10 protein-coding genes are annotated in these 16,239 nt (G+C 62.9%); 3 read left to right on the top strand and 7 right to left on the bottom strand.

Features of this window, described 5'->3' with window-relative positions:
- Window positions 1-137: 137 nt before the first annotated feature.
- The 7 genes from XCC_RS22535 to XCC_RS02715 form a co-directional block, all read right to left on the bottom strand.
- Entirely contained in the window at window positions 138-548 is a 411-nt protein-coding gene (locus XCC_RS22535; protein ID WP_011035776.1) for a dienelactone hydrolase family protein, read from the bottom strand.
- The gene (locus tag XCC_RS22530) at window positions 548-1,024 is read right to left on the bottom strand and encodes a dienelactone hydrolase family protein (protein WP_011035775.1); all 477 of its coding nucleotides are present in this window, start codon (window positions 1,022-1,024) and stop codon (window positions 548-550) included. Before XCC_RS22530 ends, XCC_RS22535 begins: the two co-directional genes overlap by 1 nt.
- A 37-nt stretch (window positions 1,025-1,061) precedes the next feature.
- Window positions 1,062-3,890 (bottom strand): TrlF family AAA-like ATPase, encoded by a 2,829-nt coding sequence (locus XCC_RS02735; RefSeq protein ID WP_228442204.1) that lies wholly within the window; start codon window positions 3,888-3,890, stop codon window positions 1,062-1,064.
- 128 nt (window positions 3,891-4,018) lie between these two features.
- On the bottom strand, window positions 4,019-5,335 hold the full coding sequence (locus XCC_RS02730) for an ATP-binding protein (RefSeq protein WP_011035773.1): 1,317 nt from the start codon (window positions 5,333-5,335) through the stop codon (window positions 4,019-4,021).
- Window positions 5,332-8,235 (bottom strand): SNF2-related protein, encoded by a 2,904-nt coding sequence (locus XCC_RS02725; protein WP_011035772.1) that lies wholly within the window; start codon window positions 8,233-8,235, stop codon window positions 5,332-5,334. The genes XCC_RS02730 and XCC_RS02725 overlap by 4 nt, the downstream gene beginning before the upstream one ends.
- 162 nt (window positions 8,236-8,397) lie before the next feature.
- A complete protein-coding gene (gene groL, locus XCC_RS02720; protein ID WP_011035771.1) occupies window positions 8,398-10,038 on the bottom strand; it encodes a chaperonin GroEL in 1,641 nt (546 codons plus the stop codon).
- Between the two features lie 145 nt (window positions 10,039-10,183).
- Entirely contained in the window at window positions 10,184-10,471 is a 288-nt protein-coding gene (locus XCC_RS02715; protein WP_003483210.1) for a co-chaperone GroES, read from the bottom strand.
- Window positions 10,472-10,743: 272 nt separating this feature from the next.
- Here XCC_RS02715 and XCC_RS02710 point away from each other — a divergent pair, with 272 nt between their 5' ends.
- From XCC_RS02710 to XCC_RS02700, 3 genes are all read left to right on the top strand, one after another.
- Complete coding sequence (locus XCC_RS02710; protein ID WP_011035770.1) at window positions 10,744-12,534, top strand: endonuclease; 1,791 nt, start codon at window positions 10,744-10,746, stop codon at window positions 12,532-12,534.
- Window positions 12,535-13,134: 600 nt separating this feature from the next.
- Window positions 13,135-13,467, top strand: coding sequence for a divalent-cation tolerance protein CutA (gene cutA, locus XCC_RS02705; RefSeq protein ID WP_011035769.1), 333 nt, complete (start codon window positions 13,135-13,137; stop codon window positions 13,465-13,467).
- A gap of 5 nt (window positions 13,468-13,472) precedes the next feature.
- Entirely contained in the window at window positions 13,473-15,779 is a 2,307-nt protein-coding gene (locus tag XCC_RS02700) for a protein-disulfide reductase DsbD family protein (RefSeq protein ID WP_011035768.1), read from the top strand.
- Window positions 15,780-16,239: the final 460 nt, after the last annotated feature.

The following is a 16,239-nucleotide window of genomic DNA, read 5'->3' as shown; positions in this document are numbered from 1 at the left end:
GCCAACACGAGCACTTCGCCACACGCGATCATCCCGACCCCGCTGCGCGCCCCGGCCAGGGCTAGCGTCAGGGCGCACTGAGGCTTGCGCGCCAATGGCGCGCAAGCGGCGACACCACCACGACCGCACCGACCCACTCACACCAGGTGTCGCCGAAACCATTCGATGGTGCGATCCCAGGCCAACGTCGCGGCCGCCTTGTCGTAACGCGATGTGGAATCGTTATGAAAGCCGTGATTGGTGCCCGGATACACATAGGCCTGATAGACGGTGTGCTGCGCCTTGAGCGCGGCCTCATACGCGGGCCAGCCGGCATTGACGCGCTCGTCTTGCGCGGCGTAATGCAGCAGCAGGGGCGCGCGGATGCGGGCGACCTCGGCATCGGTGGGCTGACGGCCATAGAACGGCACCGCCGCTGCAAGCTCGGGATACGCCACCGCCGCCGCATTAGCCACGCCGCCGCCATAGCAGAAGCCGGTGATGCCGACCTTGCCGGTGGTGCGTTCGCGGCTCATCAAAAATTCCACTGCGGCGAAGAAGTCGTTCATCAGCTTGGTCGGGTCGACCTGCGCCTGCAGCGCGCGCCCCTTTTCGTCGTTGCCGGATACCCACCGACCGAACTCAGGCCATCCGGTGCCAACGCGACGAAACCCGCTTTGGCCACGCGCCGCGCCACGTCTTCGATATACGGATTCAAACCACGGTTTTCGTGCGCCACCACCACGCCGGGCACCGCACCGGTGACCTTGGCCGGACGCACCAGATAGCCGCGCACCTGGCCATGGCCGTTGGGCGAGGGATAGGTGATGTACTCGGCCACGATGTCCGGGTCGGTGAACTCCACCTGCGTGGCGAGCGCGTAGTTGGGGCTCAGCGATTCCAGGATCGCCGCCGCACTCAACCCGGCCACCGCGAACGCAGCGGCGCGATCGAGAAAATCGCGCCGACTGAGTTTGCCGTGCACGTACCCGTCGTACAGCGCAAGCAGACCGGGGTGGAAATCCTGAGCGGTCAGACGACGCATCGGTGTTCTCTTTAGAATTACGTGCAGGTTGAAACTTCTATGCGATATTTTCCAAGATCTTCTTGTAACGCATGCGTAGCGCGTTTTCACCGCCTTCCATGATCGTGCAGATCGCCTTGCGGGTGCCAAGTTCAGATACTGCACCCAAGCCAGTCGCATCCACATCGATTTGACCTTTATGGAAATGCATTGGTATTACCCATTCAGCGTCCCCGTTGACCACCACATTTGGATTATGGGTAACAACGATCAACTGCCGATGCGTCTTGTTGGCGCGTATCTGGCTGACGACCAGATCCATCACCATTGCGTTGTCCAGATCGTCTTCAGGCTGATCCACGATCAACGGCTCTCCGCCAAACGCCAGCAGTAGAGACAACACAGCAGCGCTTTTCTGGCCTGCGGAAGCTCCGTCCACTGATCGCGATTTTCCGCTCTGCGTGAACATAAGATCGAGACCGTCATCCGGAAACCACGTCAGCAATTCATCAATCTCCAGCTCACCAAGTCTGGTTTCGATGTGCGTTCGTAGTCGTTTGTTAACTTTTTCGCCGAGCAGGTCCTCATGCTTGGCAGGTTCCTGCCGCATGCGTAGGATCTCTTTCTTCAAAGCAGAGAGCTCGTTCTCGAAGTCCGCGACAGATGCGCTGAACAACCGGTGCAGCACACCGCGTCTGGCGCCGCCCTCCAGCACTTCGTAGATATCCTCGGCGAACGCTGTGGGTTGTTTGATCAACTCACGGAAGCGAGTTTCGGCAATTTCCGGCGTACCGAAACGCGACAGACTCAGACGAATTCTATTCCCTGCCCGCTGGTTGATCTCTGTGATGAAATCTTTCCGGCTTTCGCTAATCTCATGGCGCAGCTGCGTCAATTCCTCAAGCACCTGCTCTGCTTGCTGTATGTAGCCTGCCTGTTCATGAAGACCTGCATCCAGACGCTTTAGCTCCTTCTGCAGTTCGTCCCTCCGGGCGACCAGTGCCGCGTATTGATCGGGCGATTCCACTCCCTGAGACTTCAGTCTCTCCAGCAGCGCCTGATAGTCGGCCTGCGCTTGCGTAATCGCAACCTGCAAGCGTAAGGCGGCGAAACGGGCAGGTGTCGTCGCCAGGGTAGCCTCGATCTGCGACACGGCAGTCCGAATCTGCTCGTAGTGGCCGCGTAGCTCCGACTCAACCTGCTCGACCAATCCTATGAACTCGGCTTCATCGCCAGTGGCCTGATCGAATCCTTCGAACTCGATGCGCCGAAACAGGTCGGAATCCTCAACCACTGGTCGCATGCTTTCGAGGTCGCTCTGCCACTGCGCGAGCAGGTTCTGCTGCGCGCTCAGTTGGCGCCGCGCACGCTGATAGGCCTGCAAGCTGCTTGCATGGTGCGACAGTTCCAGCGCTTTGAGCTTGCGCTCGGTGTCACGCAGTTCGGCTTCAAGCGCAGGCCGCTGGCTCAAGTCGGGCGCCAGTTGCCGCGCTTGTGCACGAAGGCCAAGGAAGCGTTGGCGCATCGCGTCGAATCGACGCTGCCATTGTGCTTTGTCAACCTGCGGTTGCCGGTCGAGCAACTCGAGTAGGTAGCCGCGCTGTTCAGCAAGCGCATAGATCTGCTTCTGGCTCAGTACCGTCACCGGGAAGCGATTGCGCACATAGTCGTCATCAATTTGTTCCGGTACCGGCGACCAGTCGCTACCAGTATGTTCTTCGATCGTTGTCAGGCCGGAACGCTTGTCCCATGCCACGGCCATCGCTTGCCCATCCTTATTCAGTTTGACCTGGATCTTGGTATCGGAACGCAGGGCGCCACGGCCGTCCTTGTCATTGGCAAGCGCGAAATTCCTGAAGACATCATGGATCTGCGCTAGTGGACCACTACGCTCGCCTGCCAGATCGCCATCTCGACGAAGCACGATTCTCAGCAGTTCCACCAACGACGACTTACCAGTGCCACGTCCACCGATGATGCTGTTGAACCATGGGTTGAACTCGACGTTTAGCTGACCCTGCTGCGGATTCTGGCGCAGCTGCAGCGGGCCAGCACTAAGACCGCTCAGCCACAGTGGCGGTGTGCGGTTAGGGTTCGGCAGTGTTGAATCGAAACGCTGGACGCTGCCTTTATGATCAACCAGCGCCATGCGCAATGCCCGCAAGCTAGGACGACTCATCTTGACCCAGGTGCTAGCCGAACCAGCTTCAGCAGGCATGTGCGCATCCGAACCAGCGACAATGGCGACGCGCTCGCGTAGCGCAGGCAGATAGCCAGCGATTGCGGGGTTGCATTCGTTCACCACTTGGGCCGCATCTATTCCGGGCAGGATCTGGACGAGTGTTCTTGATTTCAAGCGTGTTTTATAACACAGCACACCACTGGCGGAACTGGTCGCCTGTGTCTCGTACAGACCGTTGTTGCTGTCTACATGGGCGGCGACAACAATTCCCCCTTCCTTCCGAATTGCCTCGATCGTGTCTAATGCATTCTTGCCGCACTGCTTGTCGTGATTCTTCCCAAGCTTCGGGCAATCGATGCGGATCAATACACGATTGATGGTGCCCGCAGGCTCAGCCTCGTCGAAGATCGCCAGTAGGTGCAGACCTTCAGAAGTAGTAATTTCTACGCCGGGCAAAAGTACCAATGGGCGATAAGCTGGATCAGCCGGCTGTTGGGCGGCAAGAACGGCCAAAGCGCCGCGCAACGCGTCAATGCGGTCGCCACAATTGTGATCGGTTATCGCAACGCAGTCGATCCCGGCACGCATGTAGTCCAGAAGCCAATCACGATCCGAGTATGCGGTGTTGCCGCGGTAGTCGCTGGATGCTGGCGTGTGATTGTGGAAATCGCAACGCCACCAGCGCGCTCCTGGGAAGTCTGTCATATCGGCTCTCCTTGGCTTTTGTGTCAGTTGTTTCGTATTTCAACTTATACCTGCCTATGGCCGCAGGGATAGCTCTTGGTACGAGAGCTAGCGACTCCACCTACTTCTATCAGCAGTAGATCAATTCTTCAGCCATCGTCGCGGGCAAAGCCCGCATGGGGGAGGCCCACACTGCCTCTACCGGCTTCGTTCAATAGCGGGCTCGTTTCAGGATCGGCTGCGTACAACGTCACACGTAATGCATTTTCACCCAGCAACTCGAACTTTGGCCGATGCCCAGATAGGCGCTCGCTGCGATTAAGTATCTGCGGCACGCCCTCGCCACGCTTCTCCATCACGCGGCTCCGGCCGACGCCTTCCATCTCGACCGGACAACGCGCCAGTAGGTTGGTCAACAGTTCATTGCGGGTGGCGGTGCGCAGGGCGATCGACTCCACCGATTGGGAGTTAGGCAACGCGCCGGGCGAGGTGATCTCCAGCCGGTCGGTGAACAGATGCACCTGCACAGGCGCCCCGCTGATCGAGTAGTCGCGATGCGCACCGGCGTTGGCGATGGCCTCGAATACAGCCTCTGGATCGAACTGGGGCACGTCGATCCGGCCCAAATTCTTGCGTGCCGCAGTGCGCATGCCTCGCAGTACGAAGGCGGCAGCCTGACGAATCTGCTGATCCAGCGGACCCTGGATATCCTGCGCATCCAGTTGCTCCTGGGCAGTCTTCTCGGTACCGGCATAGTGCACGCACTGCACATAGGCCTGCGGCAGCCAATCGCTTGGCGTGGCCGTCGCCATCAAGACGCCTGCGACGCTGGCCCACTCCTCGCCAGGCTCTCCCGGAACCAGCAGCTTCAGCTTGCGTAGGCGCAGTTCCTCAGGTTCATCGGTTGTGCCGAGAAAGCGACCGTACAGCGCAGCATCAAAGTTCGCCTGCGTACAGCCCAGCACGGGCATCTCATCGAACCCCAGAGTTCCGGCGCGCTGCCGCGACTGCATGAGACGCAACAATTCGTTTGGCGGCAGTTCGTGCTTGGAACTGCCCTGACGGCGGAAATAACCACCTGGGGCGAGATGGACATAGAGCGAACGCGGTATATCGATCACCAAAACGGCATGCTCGGTACCGGAGCGATCAGGGACCAGCCTGCGCCGCAAATAGATGGTGGGCTCGGGCTTGATGCGGTCATGCACGCAGTTCTCGAGCCAGATGCTGACCGCGTCCAATCGATCCAATGGAATCCCGACCACGTCGCGGGTCTTGTCGTCCACACCCAGGATCAGGCGCCCACCGATGGCATTAGCGAATGCCGCGATTTCCTGGCTAAGGCTATCCCCGTTCGGGCCTTTGATTTTGTCGTTTTCGAACACGACGCGCTTGAATTCCAGCTGCGAGTCTTCGCCCAGCCGAATCTGCTCGAGCAAATCCCCCAATTCACGTGAATTACTCATGGTTCGGGATGCTCCAAGGTCCACTCCACATCAAACAGCACCTGTACGGTGTGCTGCGTGCGCAACGCATTTTCGACCCGCTCCAGCATCACGTCCTGGCTACGCTCGATGCGCTTTCTACCTTCAAAAAAATCCAGCATGGCATCATCACGCTGCTGCTCGATCCGCTTGATCTCGCGTTTGAGCTGGGCTTTCTGCTCCAGGGTCTCGAGCTGACGCAAGGTGCGTTTGGCATCGCGCACCTGCAGGTCGAATTCGTCGATACTCTGCTGCAGCAATAGTCTTTGATCCTCGCCCCAACGATCAAGGCGCTCGGACTCCTGCAAAAACCAACTCTCGTTACGCTTGTTTGCCTCTGCCAGCACGCGCTCAACTGCCGCTTCAAAAGCGGGAAGCGCACGATCTTCGGCGACGCGGTGCCGTGGTACAAAGCGGGCAGGAATTTCCATCAGACGCGCAGCGGTCTCGTCGGGCACGACACGCCCATCACTGCACAGCGCACTGCACACCAGCTCTTCCAGCACTTCCTCCGCGGTCTGGATGGTGACCAACGCTACACGCAGCTGCCCTCTGCTTCCCAGCCACTGGCGCACATCGGCACGCTGCGCATCCACAGCGGCGTAATCGAAATGAAGCGTACCAGGTAGAGTCGGACGTTCTTTGGCCTGGCGGCAAAGCCTTTCCCCCAACCCCTTGTCCGGCCTCAACAGCCCGGCGTTGGCTTCTTCGGCCGGCGGCCAGCTGACGGCGTAATCGCCTTCCTCCAGTTTAACCAGCTTGTCGCTGATGCGCGCTTTAGGACGTTCGGCAGCGATCAGGTGTAGAAACTGACTTTCATACTGATTGATCTTATGAAGCATGCCTGCGCGACGTGAGCGCAAGTTGCGTACGACATCCTCGTCAAAATGCTCCAGCAGCATGCGCCGCGCACTTTCCTCGCGCCGGCCGATGCTCTCGTCCAGCTCAGCCTGCAAGGTAGCGAACTCCGACTCGATCTGCGCGGCGTCGCGACAGTTCTGATAGATGCGCAGGATCCGCTGCTCGATGTCCACACCGGATTCGATCGCACCCAATATCTCATCGCTGGCACCAAATACACCGTCAAACAATTTGAACTTCTTTTCCAGGAGCTCAAACACCAATTGATCCGCACGATTCTTGCGATTGACGAAATTCACCACGACCACATCGCTCTTCTGACCATAGCGATGGATACGCCCGATCCGCTGCTCCACACGCTGCGGATTCCATGGCAGATCGTAGTTGACCAATAACGAGCAGAATTGCAGGTTGATGCCCTCGCCGCCTGCTTCGGTTGTGATGAGAACATCACGATGATCGCGAAAAGCTTCGACCACTGCGGCCTTCATGTCTGCCGTCCTGGAACCTGAAACAAGCGTAGAGCCGGCGTGACGCTCCAGCCAGTCGGCATACAGCTGCCTGGAATCGACGTCGTCGTTGCTTCCATTGAGCAGGACGGTTCGTCCGGCATAGCCATGTTCTTCGAGCAGGACACGCAAGTACTCCTGTGTGCGCCGCGACTCGGTAAAGATCACTGCCTTACGTTGCCCGCCGAGCTTTTCGGCCATCGCAAGCGCTCGCCCGAGGACCAGTAATAGCGCGTCGCCCTTGCGATTGCTTTGAATCTGCTTGGCCAGGTCACGGTAACCGCGCAGACGATCGATTTCCTGCGCGCGGCAGAACAGCTCTGCCTGCAAGGCATCGCTATCCGGCGCATCGCCCTGCCTTTCCATTCCATCGGAATCCAGCTCATCACTGAGTTCGTCGACGGTCTCGAAATCTTCGATCTGCTTGGCGGTGAGCGCCTGGTTGGACTCGAGTCGACCGATGATCGTCTCGAGCGTATCGGCGATGGCGAACGTCGAGGAGGCGAGAATCTTGCGTACCACCAATGTCACCAGATGCCGGGCTGTCGGCTTGATGGCAAGGATGGAAGGATCCTGCAGGTAAGCCGAAACCTTGTCGTAGAGCTCAAGCTCCTCGTCGGAAGGCGTGAAGTCCTGAGTGATGGAAAAGCGCTTGGTGAAATTAATGCCACCTTCGGCCTGGACCTGACGACGCAAGGTACGGTGGCAAATCGGCTTGAGCCGATGCCTCAGGTCGTTAAGACGAGCTTCGGAGCTCCGACCTGAGGCGTACTGCATCTGAAACGCCTTCTGACTACCAAAGAACTCGTCGCTGATGAAGGACACTAGCCCATACAACTCCATCAACGAATTCTGGAACGGCGTGGCGGTCAGCAGGACCTTTCGCCTGCCACGCAGCGCTTCGTTCAAGGCGACAGCACGCTTTGACGCACTCTTGCCCTTGTACAAGTTGCGCAGCTTGTGTGCCTCATCCAGCACGACCAGATCCCAGCTGACCGCAGCGAGCTCTTTTTGCTTGCTTGCGGCAAACTCATAGGACGTCACGATGATCGCGTCTTCGATCTGAAAAGGATTGCTTACGTCGAGCTGACGAAAAGCATTGAACGATTTGCTCTCGAGAATGACGGACGGTAGTTGAAACTTCTCTTCGAGCTCCTGTGTCCACTGCTTGCGCAGCGTTGCAGGGACGATCAACAGCAGACGGCGGCGACGTTGTGCCCAATGCTGGGCCAGCACCAGGCCGGCCTCGATGGTCTTGCCGAGTCCAACCTCGTCGGCAAGCAACACGCCCGCCTCCACAGGCGATTTGAGCGCGAATAAAGCGGCATCCACCTGATGCGGGTTCATATCGACGCGCGCAGCAGACAAGGCACGTGCAACTGCCGATTCGTCACGACTACGCAACGTCAACCAATGAGCGAAGAACTTGCCCTGGTGATGTGAGTACCGATGCGACCCAGGCTGACCACTGGGATAGACACCGCCGCTCGATGGCGCTGGCAGAGTGGACATGGAGAATGCCTTTATGAAAATACGTCGAAACTCTCGTCAGAGTATGCCGAGTGAAGCAAAACTTCGCCAACACGCGCGCGCACATCTACGCAAACGTGTTGTGACAAAAAACCCCGCCTTTCGGCGGGGTCCTTTTTTGAGGCAACAACCGGTGGGGCTGGATCAGAAATCCATGCCGCCCATGCCGCCCATGCCACCGCCGGCCGGCATCGCCGGCTCGTCCTTCTTCGGTGCATCGGCCACCATGGCTTCGGTGGTGATCATCAGGCCGGCGATCGATGCTGCGTTCTGCAGCGCCGAACGGGTGACCTTGGTCGGGTCCAGGATGCCGAATTCGACCATGTCGCCGAACTCGCCGTTGGCTGCGTTGTAGCCGTAGTTGCCGGTGCCTTCCTTGACCTTGTTCAGGATCACGGACGGCTCTTCGCCGGCGTTGGCCACGATTTCGCGCAGCGGGGCTTCCATGGCGCGCAGGGCAATCTGGATGCCGTGGGTCTGGTCTTCGTTGGCACCGGTCAGGTTGCCGACGGCCACCAGCGCACGCACCAGGGCCACACCGCCGCCCGGGACCACGCCTTCTTCGACGGCTGCACGGGTGGCGTGCAGGGCGTCTTCGACGCGGGCCTTCTTTTCCTTCATTTCGATTTCGGTCGACGCGCCGACCTTGATCACTGCAACGCCACCGGCCAGCTTGGCCACGCGTTCCTGCAGCTTCTCACGGTCGTAATCGGACGAGGTGTCTTCGATCTGGGTCTTGATCTGGCCCACGCGGGCTTCGATCGTGGCCGAATCGCCGGCGCCGTCGATGATGGTGGTGTTCTCCTTGGAGACCTGCACCTTCTTCGCGCGGCCGAGATCCTTGATCGTGGCCTTTTCCAGGGCCAGACCCACTTCCTCGGAGATCACGGTGCCGCCGGTCAGCACGGCCATGTCTTCCAGCATCGCCTTGCGACGGTCGCCGAAGCCCGGTGCCTTGACGGCCACGACCTTGACGATGCCGCGGATGGTGTTGACCACCAGCGTCGCCAGGGCTTCGCCTTCGACTTCTTCAGCGACGATCAGCAGCGGCTTGCCGGCCTTGGCCACGCCTTCCAGCACGGGCAGCAGGTCACGCACGTTGGAGATCTTCTTGTCGTGCAGCAGGATGAACGGGTCGTCCAGATCGGCCGACTGGCTCTGCTGGTTGTTGATGAAGTACGGGGAGAGGTAGCCGCGATCGAACTGCATGCCCTCGACCACGTCCAGCTCGTTTTCCAGGCCCGAGCCTTCTTCAACGGTGATCACGCCTTCCTTGCCGACCTTCTGCATCGCTTCGGCAATGATGTTGCCGATCGATTCGTCCGAGTTGGCCGAGATGGTGCCGACCTGGGCAATCGCCTTGTCGTCGGTGGTGGGCTTGGAGATGTTCTTCAGCTCGATGACGGCGGCCTTGACGGCCTGGTCGATACCGCGCTTCAGATCCATCGGGTTCATGCCGGCGGCCACAGCCTTGGCGCCTTCGCGGATCAGGGCCTGGGCCAGCACGGTGGCGGTGGTGGTGCCGTCGCCAGCGTTGTCATTGGTCTTGGAAGCAACTTCCTTGACCATCTGCGCGCCCATGTTCTCGAACTTGTCAGCCAGTTCGATTTCCTTGGCGACGGAGACGCCGTCCTTGGTGATGGTCGGCGCGCCGAAGCTCTTCTCGAGCACGACGTTGCGGCCCTTCGGGCCCAGGGTTGCCTTCACGGCATTGGCGAGAACGTTGACGCCACGCACCATACGGGTACGCGCATCTTCACCGAAACGAATGTCTTTAGCAGCCATTAGTTGAAACTCCGGAAATTGGGAATGGGGAATGGGGAATCGGTCAATCAAAGGCGGATATCGGGGCTGGGTGGGATGGCGAGGGCGTTGGCTGCTCTACCGATTCCCGATTCCCTACTCCCGATTCCCAGCGCATAGCGCCTGATCAGCCGATGACCGCCAGGATGTCGTCTTCGCGCAGCACCTTGTACTCGACGCCTTCGGACTTGTAGCTGCTGCCGGCGTACTGGCCGTAGATGACCTTGTCGCCAACCTTGACCACCGGCGCGCGCAGGCTGCCGTTGTCCAGGGGCTTGCCGGCGCCGATGGCGACGACTTCACCCTTGGTGGACTTTTCCTTGGCGGAGTCCGGGATCACGATGCCGCCGGCGGAAACTTCGTCGGCTTCGATCGGCTTGACTACAACGCGGTCGTGAAGCGGCTTGATGCTCATAGAGAAAGACCCTCTTAAGTGATTGATTGGTCTGGAAATTATCGGCGATTTTAGCACTCGTATGTGACGACTGCCAGCACAGCGCGCGGAAAAAACCCGACAAAGCGGGTGCGGGCCAGAGATTGTGCTGGGCGCGCGGCTTTCAAGGGCCAGGCGCAAAATTTTTTCGCTGACGCACCCATGCGCGGTGACGAAATGGAACCAGGTACCAACGATTGTCATGCGTTGGTTCTACAGTCGGGACCGCATTCCCCGATCACAAGGAGCTGTCGATGAGGTTGCCGTCCCGAGTTGTGTCCCTGCGCTGTGCGCTCCCCCTGGCCTGCGCCGTGGCGCTGGCCGTTCCCTCCGCGCACGCGGCGGTGTTCATCAACGAACTGCACTATGACGACGCGGGCGCCTCCGGCGACAGCGGCGAAGGCGTGGAAGTGGTGGCCACCGCCGGCGAGTCGCTGAGCGGCTACCGCATCTATCTCTACAACGGCAGCGCGCCCAGCGCGGCGGTGAGCTACGCCAACACGGCGGTACCGCCCGGCAGCGTGGTCAGTTGCGGCAGCCAGGTGCGCATTGCCACGGTCAGCTACGCCAGCAACGGCGTGCAGAACGGCCCCAACGACGGCCTGGCACTGGTGGACCCGAGCGGGCAACTGGTGCAGTTCCTCAGCTACGAAGGCGCCATCACCGGCAGCGGTGGCCCCGCCGCCGGCGTCACCAGCCAGAACCTGCCGGTGAGCGAGAGCAACAGCAGCGCGGTGGGCAGCTCGCTGCAATTGACCGGCACCGGCAGCAGCGCGGCCAACTTCAGCTGGGCCGGTTCGTCGGCGCAGACTTTCGGCGCCTGCAACCGCGGCCAGACCTTCAACGGCAGTGGCGGTGGCGGCACCACCGGCGCACCCACCATCACCAGCACCACGCCCACCCAGGGCGCCACCGGTTTCCCGGCGGCGGGCGACCTGGCCGTGGGCTTCAGCGAGGCGGTCACGTTGAGCAGCGGCGCGTTCGCGCTGAGCTGCGCCAGCTCCGGCACGGTGGCGCTGAGCTACCCGACGACTGGCACCCGCTTCACCCTGTCCACCAATACCGCCCTGGTCGGCGGCGAACGCTGCACCCTGGCCATCACCGCCAGCGCCATCCGCGACGCCAGCGGGCTGAGCCCGGCCGGCAATCAGTCGATCGCCTTCACCGTGGCCACGGCCAGCGGCGGCGGCACCGGCTACTACTCGCGGGTGAACACCACCAGCCCCAGCCAGCTGCGCTGCTCGCTCAACGCCACCATCCGCGGCCACACGGTCTACCCCTACAGCGGCACCGGCACCAGCACCTGGACCATCCTGGAGATGGCCGACGAGGACCCCAACAACAGCGGGCGGATCCTGGACGCCTACCGCAACCGCAGCTACGCCAAGGTCAGCGACCGGGCCGGCACCGGCAGCGGGCTCACCTACAACCGCGAGCACACCTGGCCCAACTCGCTGGGTTTCGGCAGCGCCACCGGCGACCGCGGCCTGCCTTACGCGCCCTACACCGATACCCACATGTTGTATCTGACCGACACCACCTTCAATGCCGACCGCGGCAACAAGCCCTATGCCGCCTGCACCAGCAGCTGCGGCGAGCGGGTGACCGAGGTCAACGACGGCAGCGGCGGTGGCAGCGGGCGTTACCCGGGCAATTCCAACTGGGTGCGCACCCCCGACGGCAACGGCGGCACCTTCGAGGTGTGGGGCCGGCGCAAGGCCGACATGGCGCGCGCGGTGATGTACATGGCGATCCGCTATGAAGGCGGCACTGACGCGGCCACCGGGCAGTCCGAGCCGGACCTGGAGCTCACCGACGATCGCAGCCGGATCGTGCAGACCTCGGCCTCGCCGGCCTACATGGGCCTGCTGTCCACGCTGCTGGCCTGGCACCAGGCCGACCCGCCGGACGACGCCGAACGCGCTCGCAACCAGGTGGTTTTCAGCTTCCAGGGCAACCGCAACCCGTTTGTGGATCACCCGGAATGGGCCACCTCCAGCCTGTTCTCCTCGGCCAAGCCGGCCAGCTGCCAGCTGGCCAACTGATCCACCCCGGCCCGGCGCGCACTGCGTCAGGCCGGTGCGGTGTGCGCCCGGCGGCCAGGGTTCCGCCGGGCGCGCCTCACTGGAACATCGGCGGCGGCGTGCCTGGCGTGGCGCCGGTTGGGGTCAAGTAGCCAGTTCGAAGTGCAGTGGTGTTTTTGCTGGGCGATGCAGCCCGCCTTGTCATCGTTGTTGAGCACAGCGGCGGCGGCCTGGTCTTCGGCACACCAAAACACGCGCCCATCCACACGCAATCTCCCTCGACGGTCTGACCACAAGGGCCAGGTCTCGCCAGCAGCGCAATGCCCTGCTTCGGCAGATGACCGAATGTATGCGCCGCCTGAGTTGCGCCCCTAGCCGGCATCGCCGCGCTGACCATCGGGCCGACAATGCCCTGGCGTCCGATGAAGCATCGATCCCGGTTGCCCAGCCAGGACCCCAGGTCGCGTGCCCCCGGCCCCACATCGCCCCGCTCCACTACCAACCTGCCAACGCCCGGGCGTCCCATGCTGAATCAAGCCCCCGATCGTCCACGAAGCGGCGGCGCCGTGCCGGAAGGCGCGGTCGATCCCCCGCAATTGGGGGATTACACTGCCCTGTCTGATGAGCGCCTTCTCTCTCCATTTGTTGTTCAGCACCTGCCCGGATGCCCAAAGCGCCGATCGCATCGCGCGGGCACTGCTGGAGGAACGGCTGGCCGCCTGCGTCACCCAACTGCCCGGCGCACGTTCGCTGTACCACTGGAACGGGGCCATCGAGCAATCCAACGAAGTGCAGTTGCTGATCAAGACCTGGGAAGACCGCCTGCCTGACGCCATCGCGCGGCTGCAGGCGCTGCATCCCTACGACGTGCCCGAAGCCATTGCCGTGCAGGCCAGCGCCGGCCTGCCGGCCTACCTGGACTGGGTGCGTGCCGAAACCCGCAAGGAATCCTGACGTTCATGAAGTCCCTGTCCCGCTGGATCGCCCGCTGCGCCGTACTGGTCGCGCCCCTGTTCGTCGCCTTGCCGCTGCTGCTGACCGCGCCAGCGGCGCAGGCGGTTACCGAGGCAGACCTGCTGCCGGTGGACCAGGCCTTCGCACTGAGCGCCAAGGCCGATGGACGTGACCGCATCGCGCTGACCTGGAAGATCGCCCCGGGTTACTACCTGTACCGGCATCGCATCAGCGTCAAATCCGGCCAGGGCTTCACTGCCGGTGCGCTGGATCTGCCTGAAGGCGAGAGCAAGCACGACGAATTCTTCGGCCAGGTGCAGACCTACCGCACCGCGCTGCAGGCCAGCCTGGCCGGCAAGGCCGCGCCCGGCCAGCGCAGCGCGATCCTGCAGGTGCAATACCAGGGCTGCGCCGATGCCGGCGTGTGCTACCCGCCGCAACGCCGCGAACTGCGCGTGGACCTGCCCGACGCGCCAACCACCGCTCCGCCGCGCGAAAGCCTGGGCGCCCTGGTGCCGCGCGGCCCCAGTGGCGCACGGCTGTTCGGCGCGCCCGGCCAGACTGCCGGCGTGGACGCCCTGCCGCTGCCGGCCGACCAGGCCTTCAACTTCGAGGCGATCGTCGGCGACGGCAACAGCCTGCTGCTGCGTTTCACCCCGGCCCCCGGCTACTACCTCTACCGCGACCGCACCTCGCTGTCGCTGGAAGGCACCAGCGACATCCGCACCGGCCTGCCGCGGTGGCCGCAGGGCCGCACCCACCGCGACGAGCACTTCGGCGATGTGGTGGTGTATTTCGACCAGGCCGAAGTCACCCTGCCGCTGCTGCGCGACCGCCCCGATCCGGCCCGCGTGACGCTGGTGGCCACCTTCCAGGGCTGTCAGTCCGATGGCATCTGCTACCCGCCGATGACCCGGCGCGTGCGCCTGGACCTGCCGGCCGGCACGGTGTCGCCGCACAACCAGGCCACTGCCACCCCGCTGCTGATCTCGCCGCTGTCGGCCGGTGAAGTGGCCGCCGAGCGCGCCGCCCCAGGGCCGCCTGCGGATGCCGCACCCGGCCCCGACGCAACGGCCGGCAACCCGGAGCGCAGCCGCCCACCGCACCTGGAGCGCAACCTGCTCGCCATCCTGCTGCTGGCGCTGGCCGGCGGGCTGGTGTTGAACCTGATGCCCTGCGTGCTGCCGATCCTGTCGCTGAAGGTGCTGGGCCTGGCCCACAGCGGCGAGAGCCGCAACCACGCGCGCAGCCACGCCATCTGGTATTCGCTGGGCGTGCTGGTGTCCTTCGCTGCGATCGGCGGGCTGGTGATCGGCCTGCGCGCTGCCGGCCAGGCTGCCGGCTGGGGCTTCCAGCTGCAGCAGCCGTGGTTCGTGGCCGCGTTGGCCTACCTGATGTTCGCGGTGGGCCTGAGCCTGTCGGGCGTGTTCACGCTGGGCAGCAACCTGGGCGGCATCGGCCAATCGCTGGCTGCGCGCAACGGGCCGCTGGGCGACTTCTTTACCGGCGTGCTGGCCTGCGTGGTCGCCAGCCCGTGCATTGCACCGTTCATGGGCACCGCGCTGGCGTATGCGTTCACCGCGCCTGCGCCGCTGGCGATGCTGGTGTTCCTGACCCTGGGCCTGGGCCTGGCGCTGCCGTTCCTGCTGATCGGCTTCATCCCCTCGCTGGCCCGGCGGCTGCCCACGCCCGGCGCCTGGATGGAGACGCTCAAGCAGGTGCTGGCCTTCCCGATGTACCTCACCGCGATCTGGCTGCTGTGGGTGCTGGGCAAGCAGCGTGGCGTGGATGCGCTGGCGCTGATGCTGGTCGGCGCCACCTTGCTGGCGCTGGGCCTGTGGTGGTTCGAACGCAGCCGCTGGAACAGCCATCGCCTGGGCATGGGCCTGGCCGCGGCGATGCTGGTGCTGGCGATCGTGCCGGTGGTGGCGGTCACCCGCCTCAGCCTGCCGCGTGCCACCGCCACCGAAGGCAGCGTCACCTACACCCCCGAGTTGCTGGACCGCCTGCGCGCAGACAACCGCGTGGTGTTCGTCAACATGACCGCCGACTGGTGCGTGACCTGCAAGGCCAACGAAAAGAACGTGCTGAGCAGCACCGACTTCCGCGACGCGTTGCGCCGCGTGGATGCGGTCTACATGAAGGGCGACTGGACCAACGTCGACCCGAAGATCAGCGCCTTCCTCGACCAGCACCAGGCAGTCGGCGTGCCGCTGTACGTGGTCTACGGCCCGGGCGCACCGCCGGCGGTACTGCCCACCGTGCTCACCGGCGCCATCACCGAAGATGCGCTGCTGCGCGCAGCGCGCTGAGGCCCAGCCAATCAGTACTGACTGCCGCGGCGCGCTGGCATGGCGCGTTCCGGTGACCGGCTGAGGGCAATGGCGTCATTACGTGTGAGCGGCCGCAAGATGGCGGCGCGGCCTGCCGCGCTACTTCGGTCGGCCACGCGCGTTTGAACACCCCGCATCTGCGTTGCTGCCATTGCGCAGTAATTTGCTCGCTGAGTGATGCGCTGCTGCGCGCAGCGCGCTCAGGCTTCAAGCAAACGCACCGCAGCCAACGCGCTCGCGCGGGGCGCACCCTGGAGGGCCATCATTTGTGCGCCTGGGCCACCCATAACTGGCACGCGCGGTCTGTGGCGCACGCTGACGCTGGTCGGCAACAGATTTGATTCTCCCGCCCTGACGCGTGCTGCCATCGGGTCGCGAAACGCTGCCCCAGCGCGCTCGCACTGCGCGTCCTTGGAGGTCATCGCTTCAGCGCCCGGGC

It is taken from the genome of Xanthomonas campestris pv. campestris str. ATCC 33913, assembly GCF_000007145.1.
GTDB classification, from domain to species: domain Bacteria; phylum Pseudomonadota; class Gammaproteobacteria; order Xanthomonadales; family Xanthomonadaceae; genus Xanthomonas; species Xanthomonas campestris.
Note: the sequence above shows the minus strand (reverse complement) of the source record. Positions and strands in the feature narration are given on the sequence as shown.

Bases quoted from the DNA above. Each gene is read 5' to 3' on its own strand.
- XCC_RS22535 (WP_011035776.1), bottom strand. From the start codon at position 548: ATGAACGACTTCTTCGCCGCAGTGGAATTTTTGATGAGCCGCGAACGC.
- XCC_RS22530 (WP_011035775.1), bottom strand. From the start codon at position 1,024: ATGCGTCGTCTGACCGCTCAGGATTTCCACCCCGGTCTGCTTGCGCTG.
- XCC_RS02735 (WP_228442204.1), bottom strand. From the start codon at position 3,890: ATGACAGACTTCCCAGGAGCGCGCTGGTGGCGTTGCGATTTCCACAAT.
- XCC_RS02730 (WP_011035773.1), bottom strand. From the start codon at position 5,335: ATGAGTAATTCACGTGAATTGGGGGATTTGCTCGAGCAGATTCGGCTG.
- XCC_RS02725 (WP_011035772.1), bottom strand. From the start codon at position 8,235: ATGTCCACTCTGCCAGCGCCATCGAGCGGCGGTGTCTATCCCAGTGGT.
- groL (WP_011035771.1), bottom strand. From the start codon at position 10,038: ATGGCTGCTAAAGACATTCGTTTCGGTGAAGATGCGCGTACCCGTATG.
- XCC_RS02715 (WP_003483210.1), bottom strand. From the start codon at position 10,471: ATGAGCATCAAGCCGCTTCACGACCGCGTTGTAGTCAAGCCGATCGAA.
- XCC_RS02710 (WP_011035770.1), top strand. From the start codon at position 10,744: ATGAGGTTGCCGTCCCGAGTTGTGTCCCTGCGCTGTGCGCTCCCCCTG.
- cutA (WP_011035769.1), top strand. From the start codon at position 13,135: ATGAGCGCCTTCTCTCTCCATTTGTTGTTCAGCACCTGCCCGGATGCC.
- XCC_RS02700 (WP_011035768.1), top strand. From the start codon at position 13,473: ATGAAGTCCCTGTCCCGCTGGATCGCCCGCTGCGCCGTACTGGTCGCG.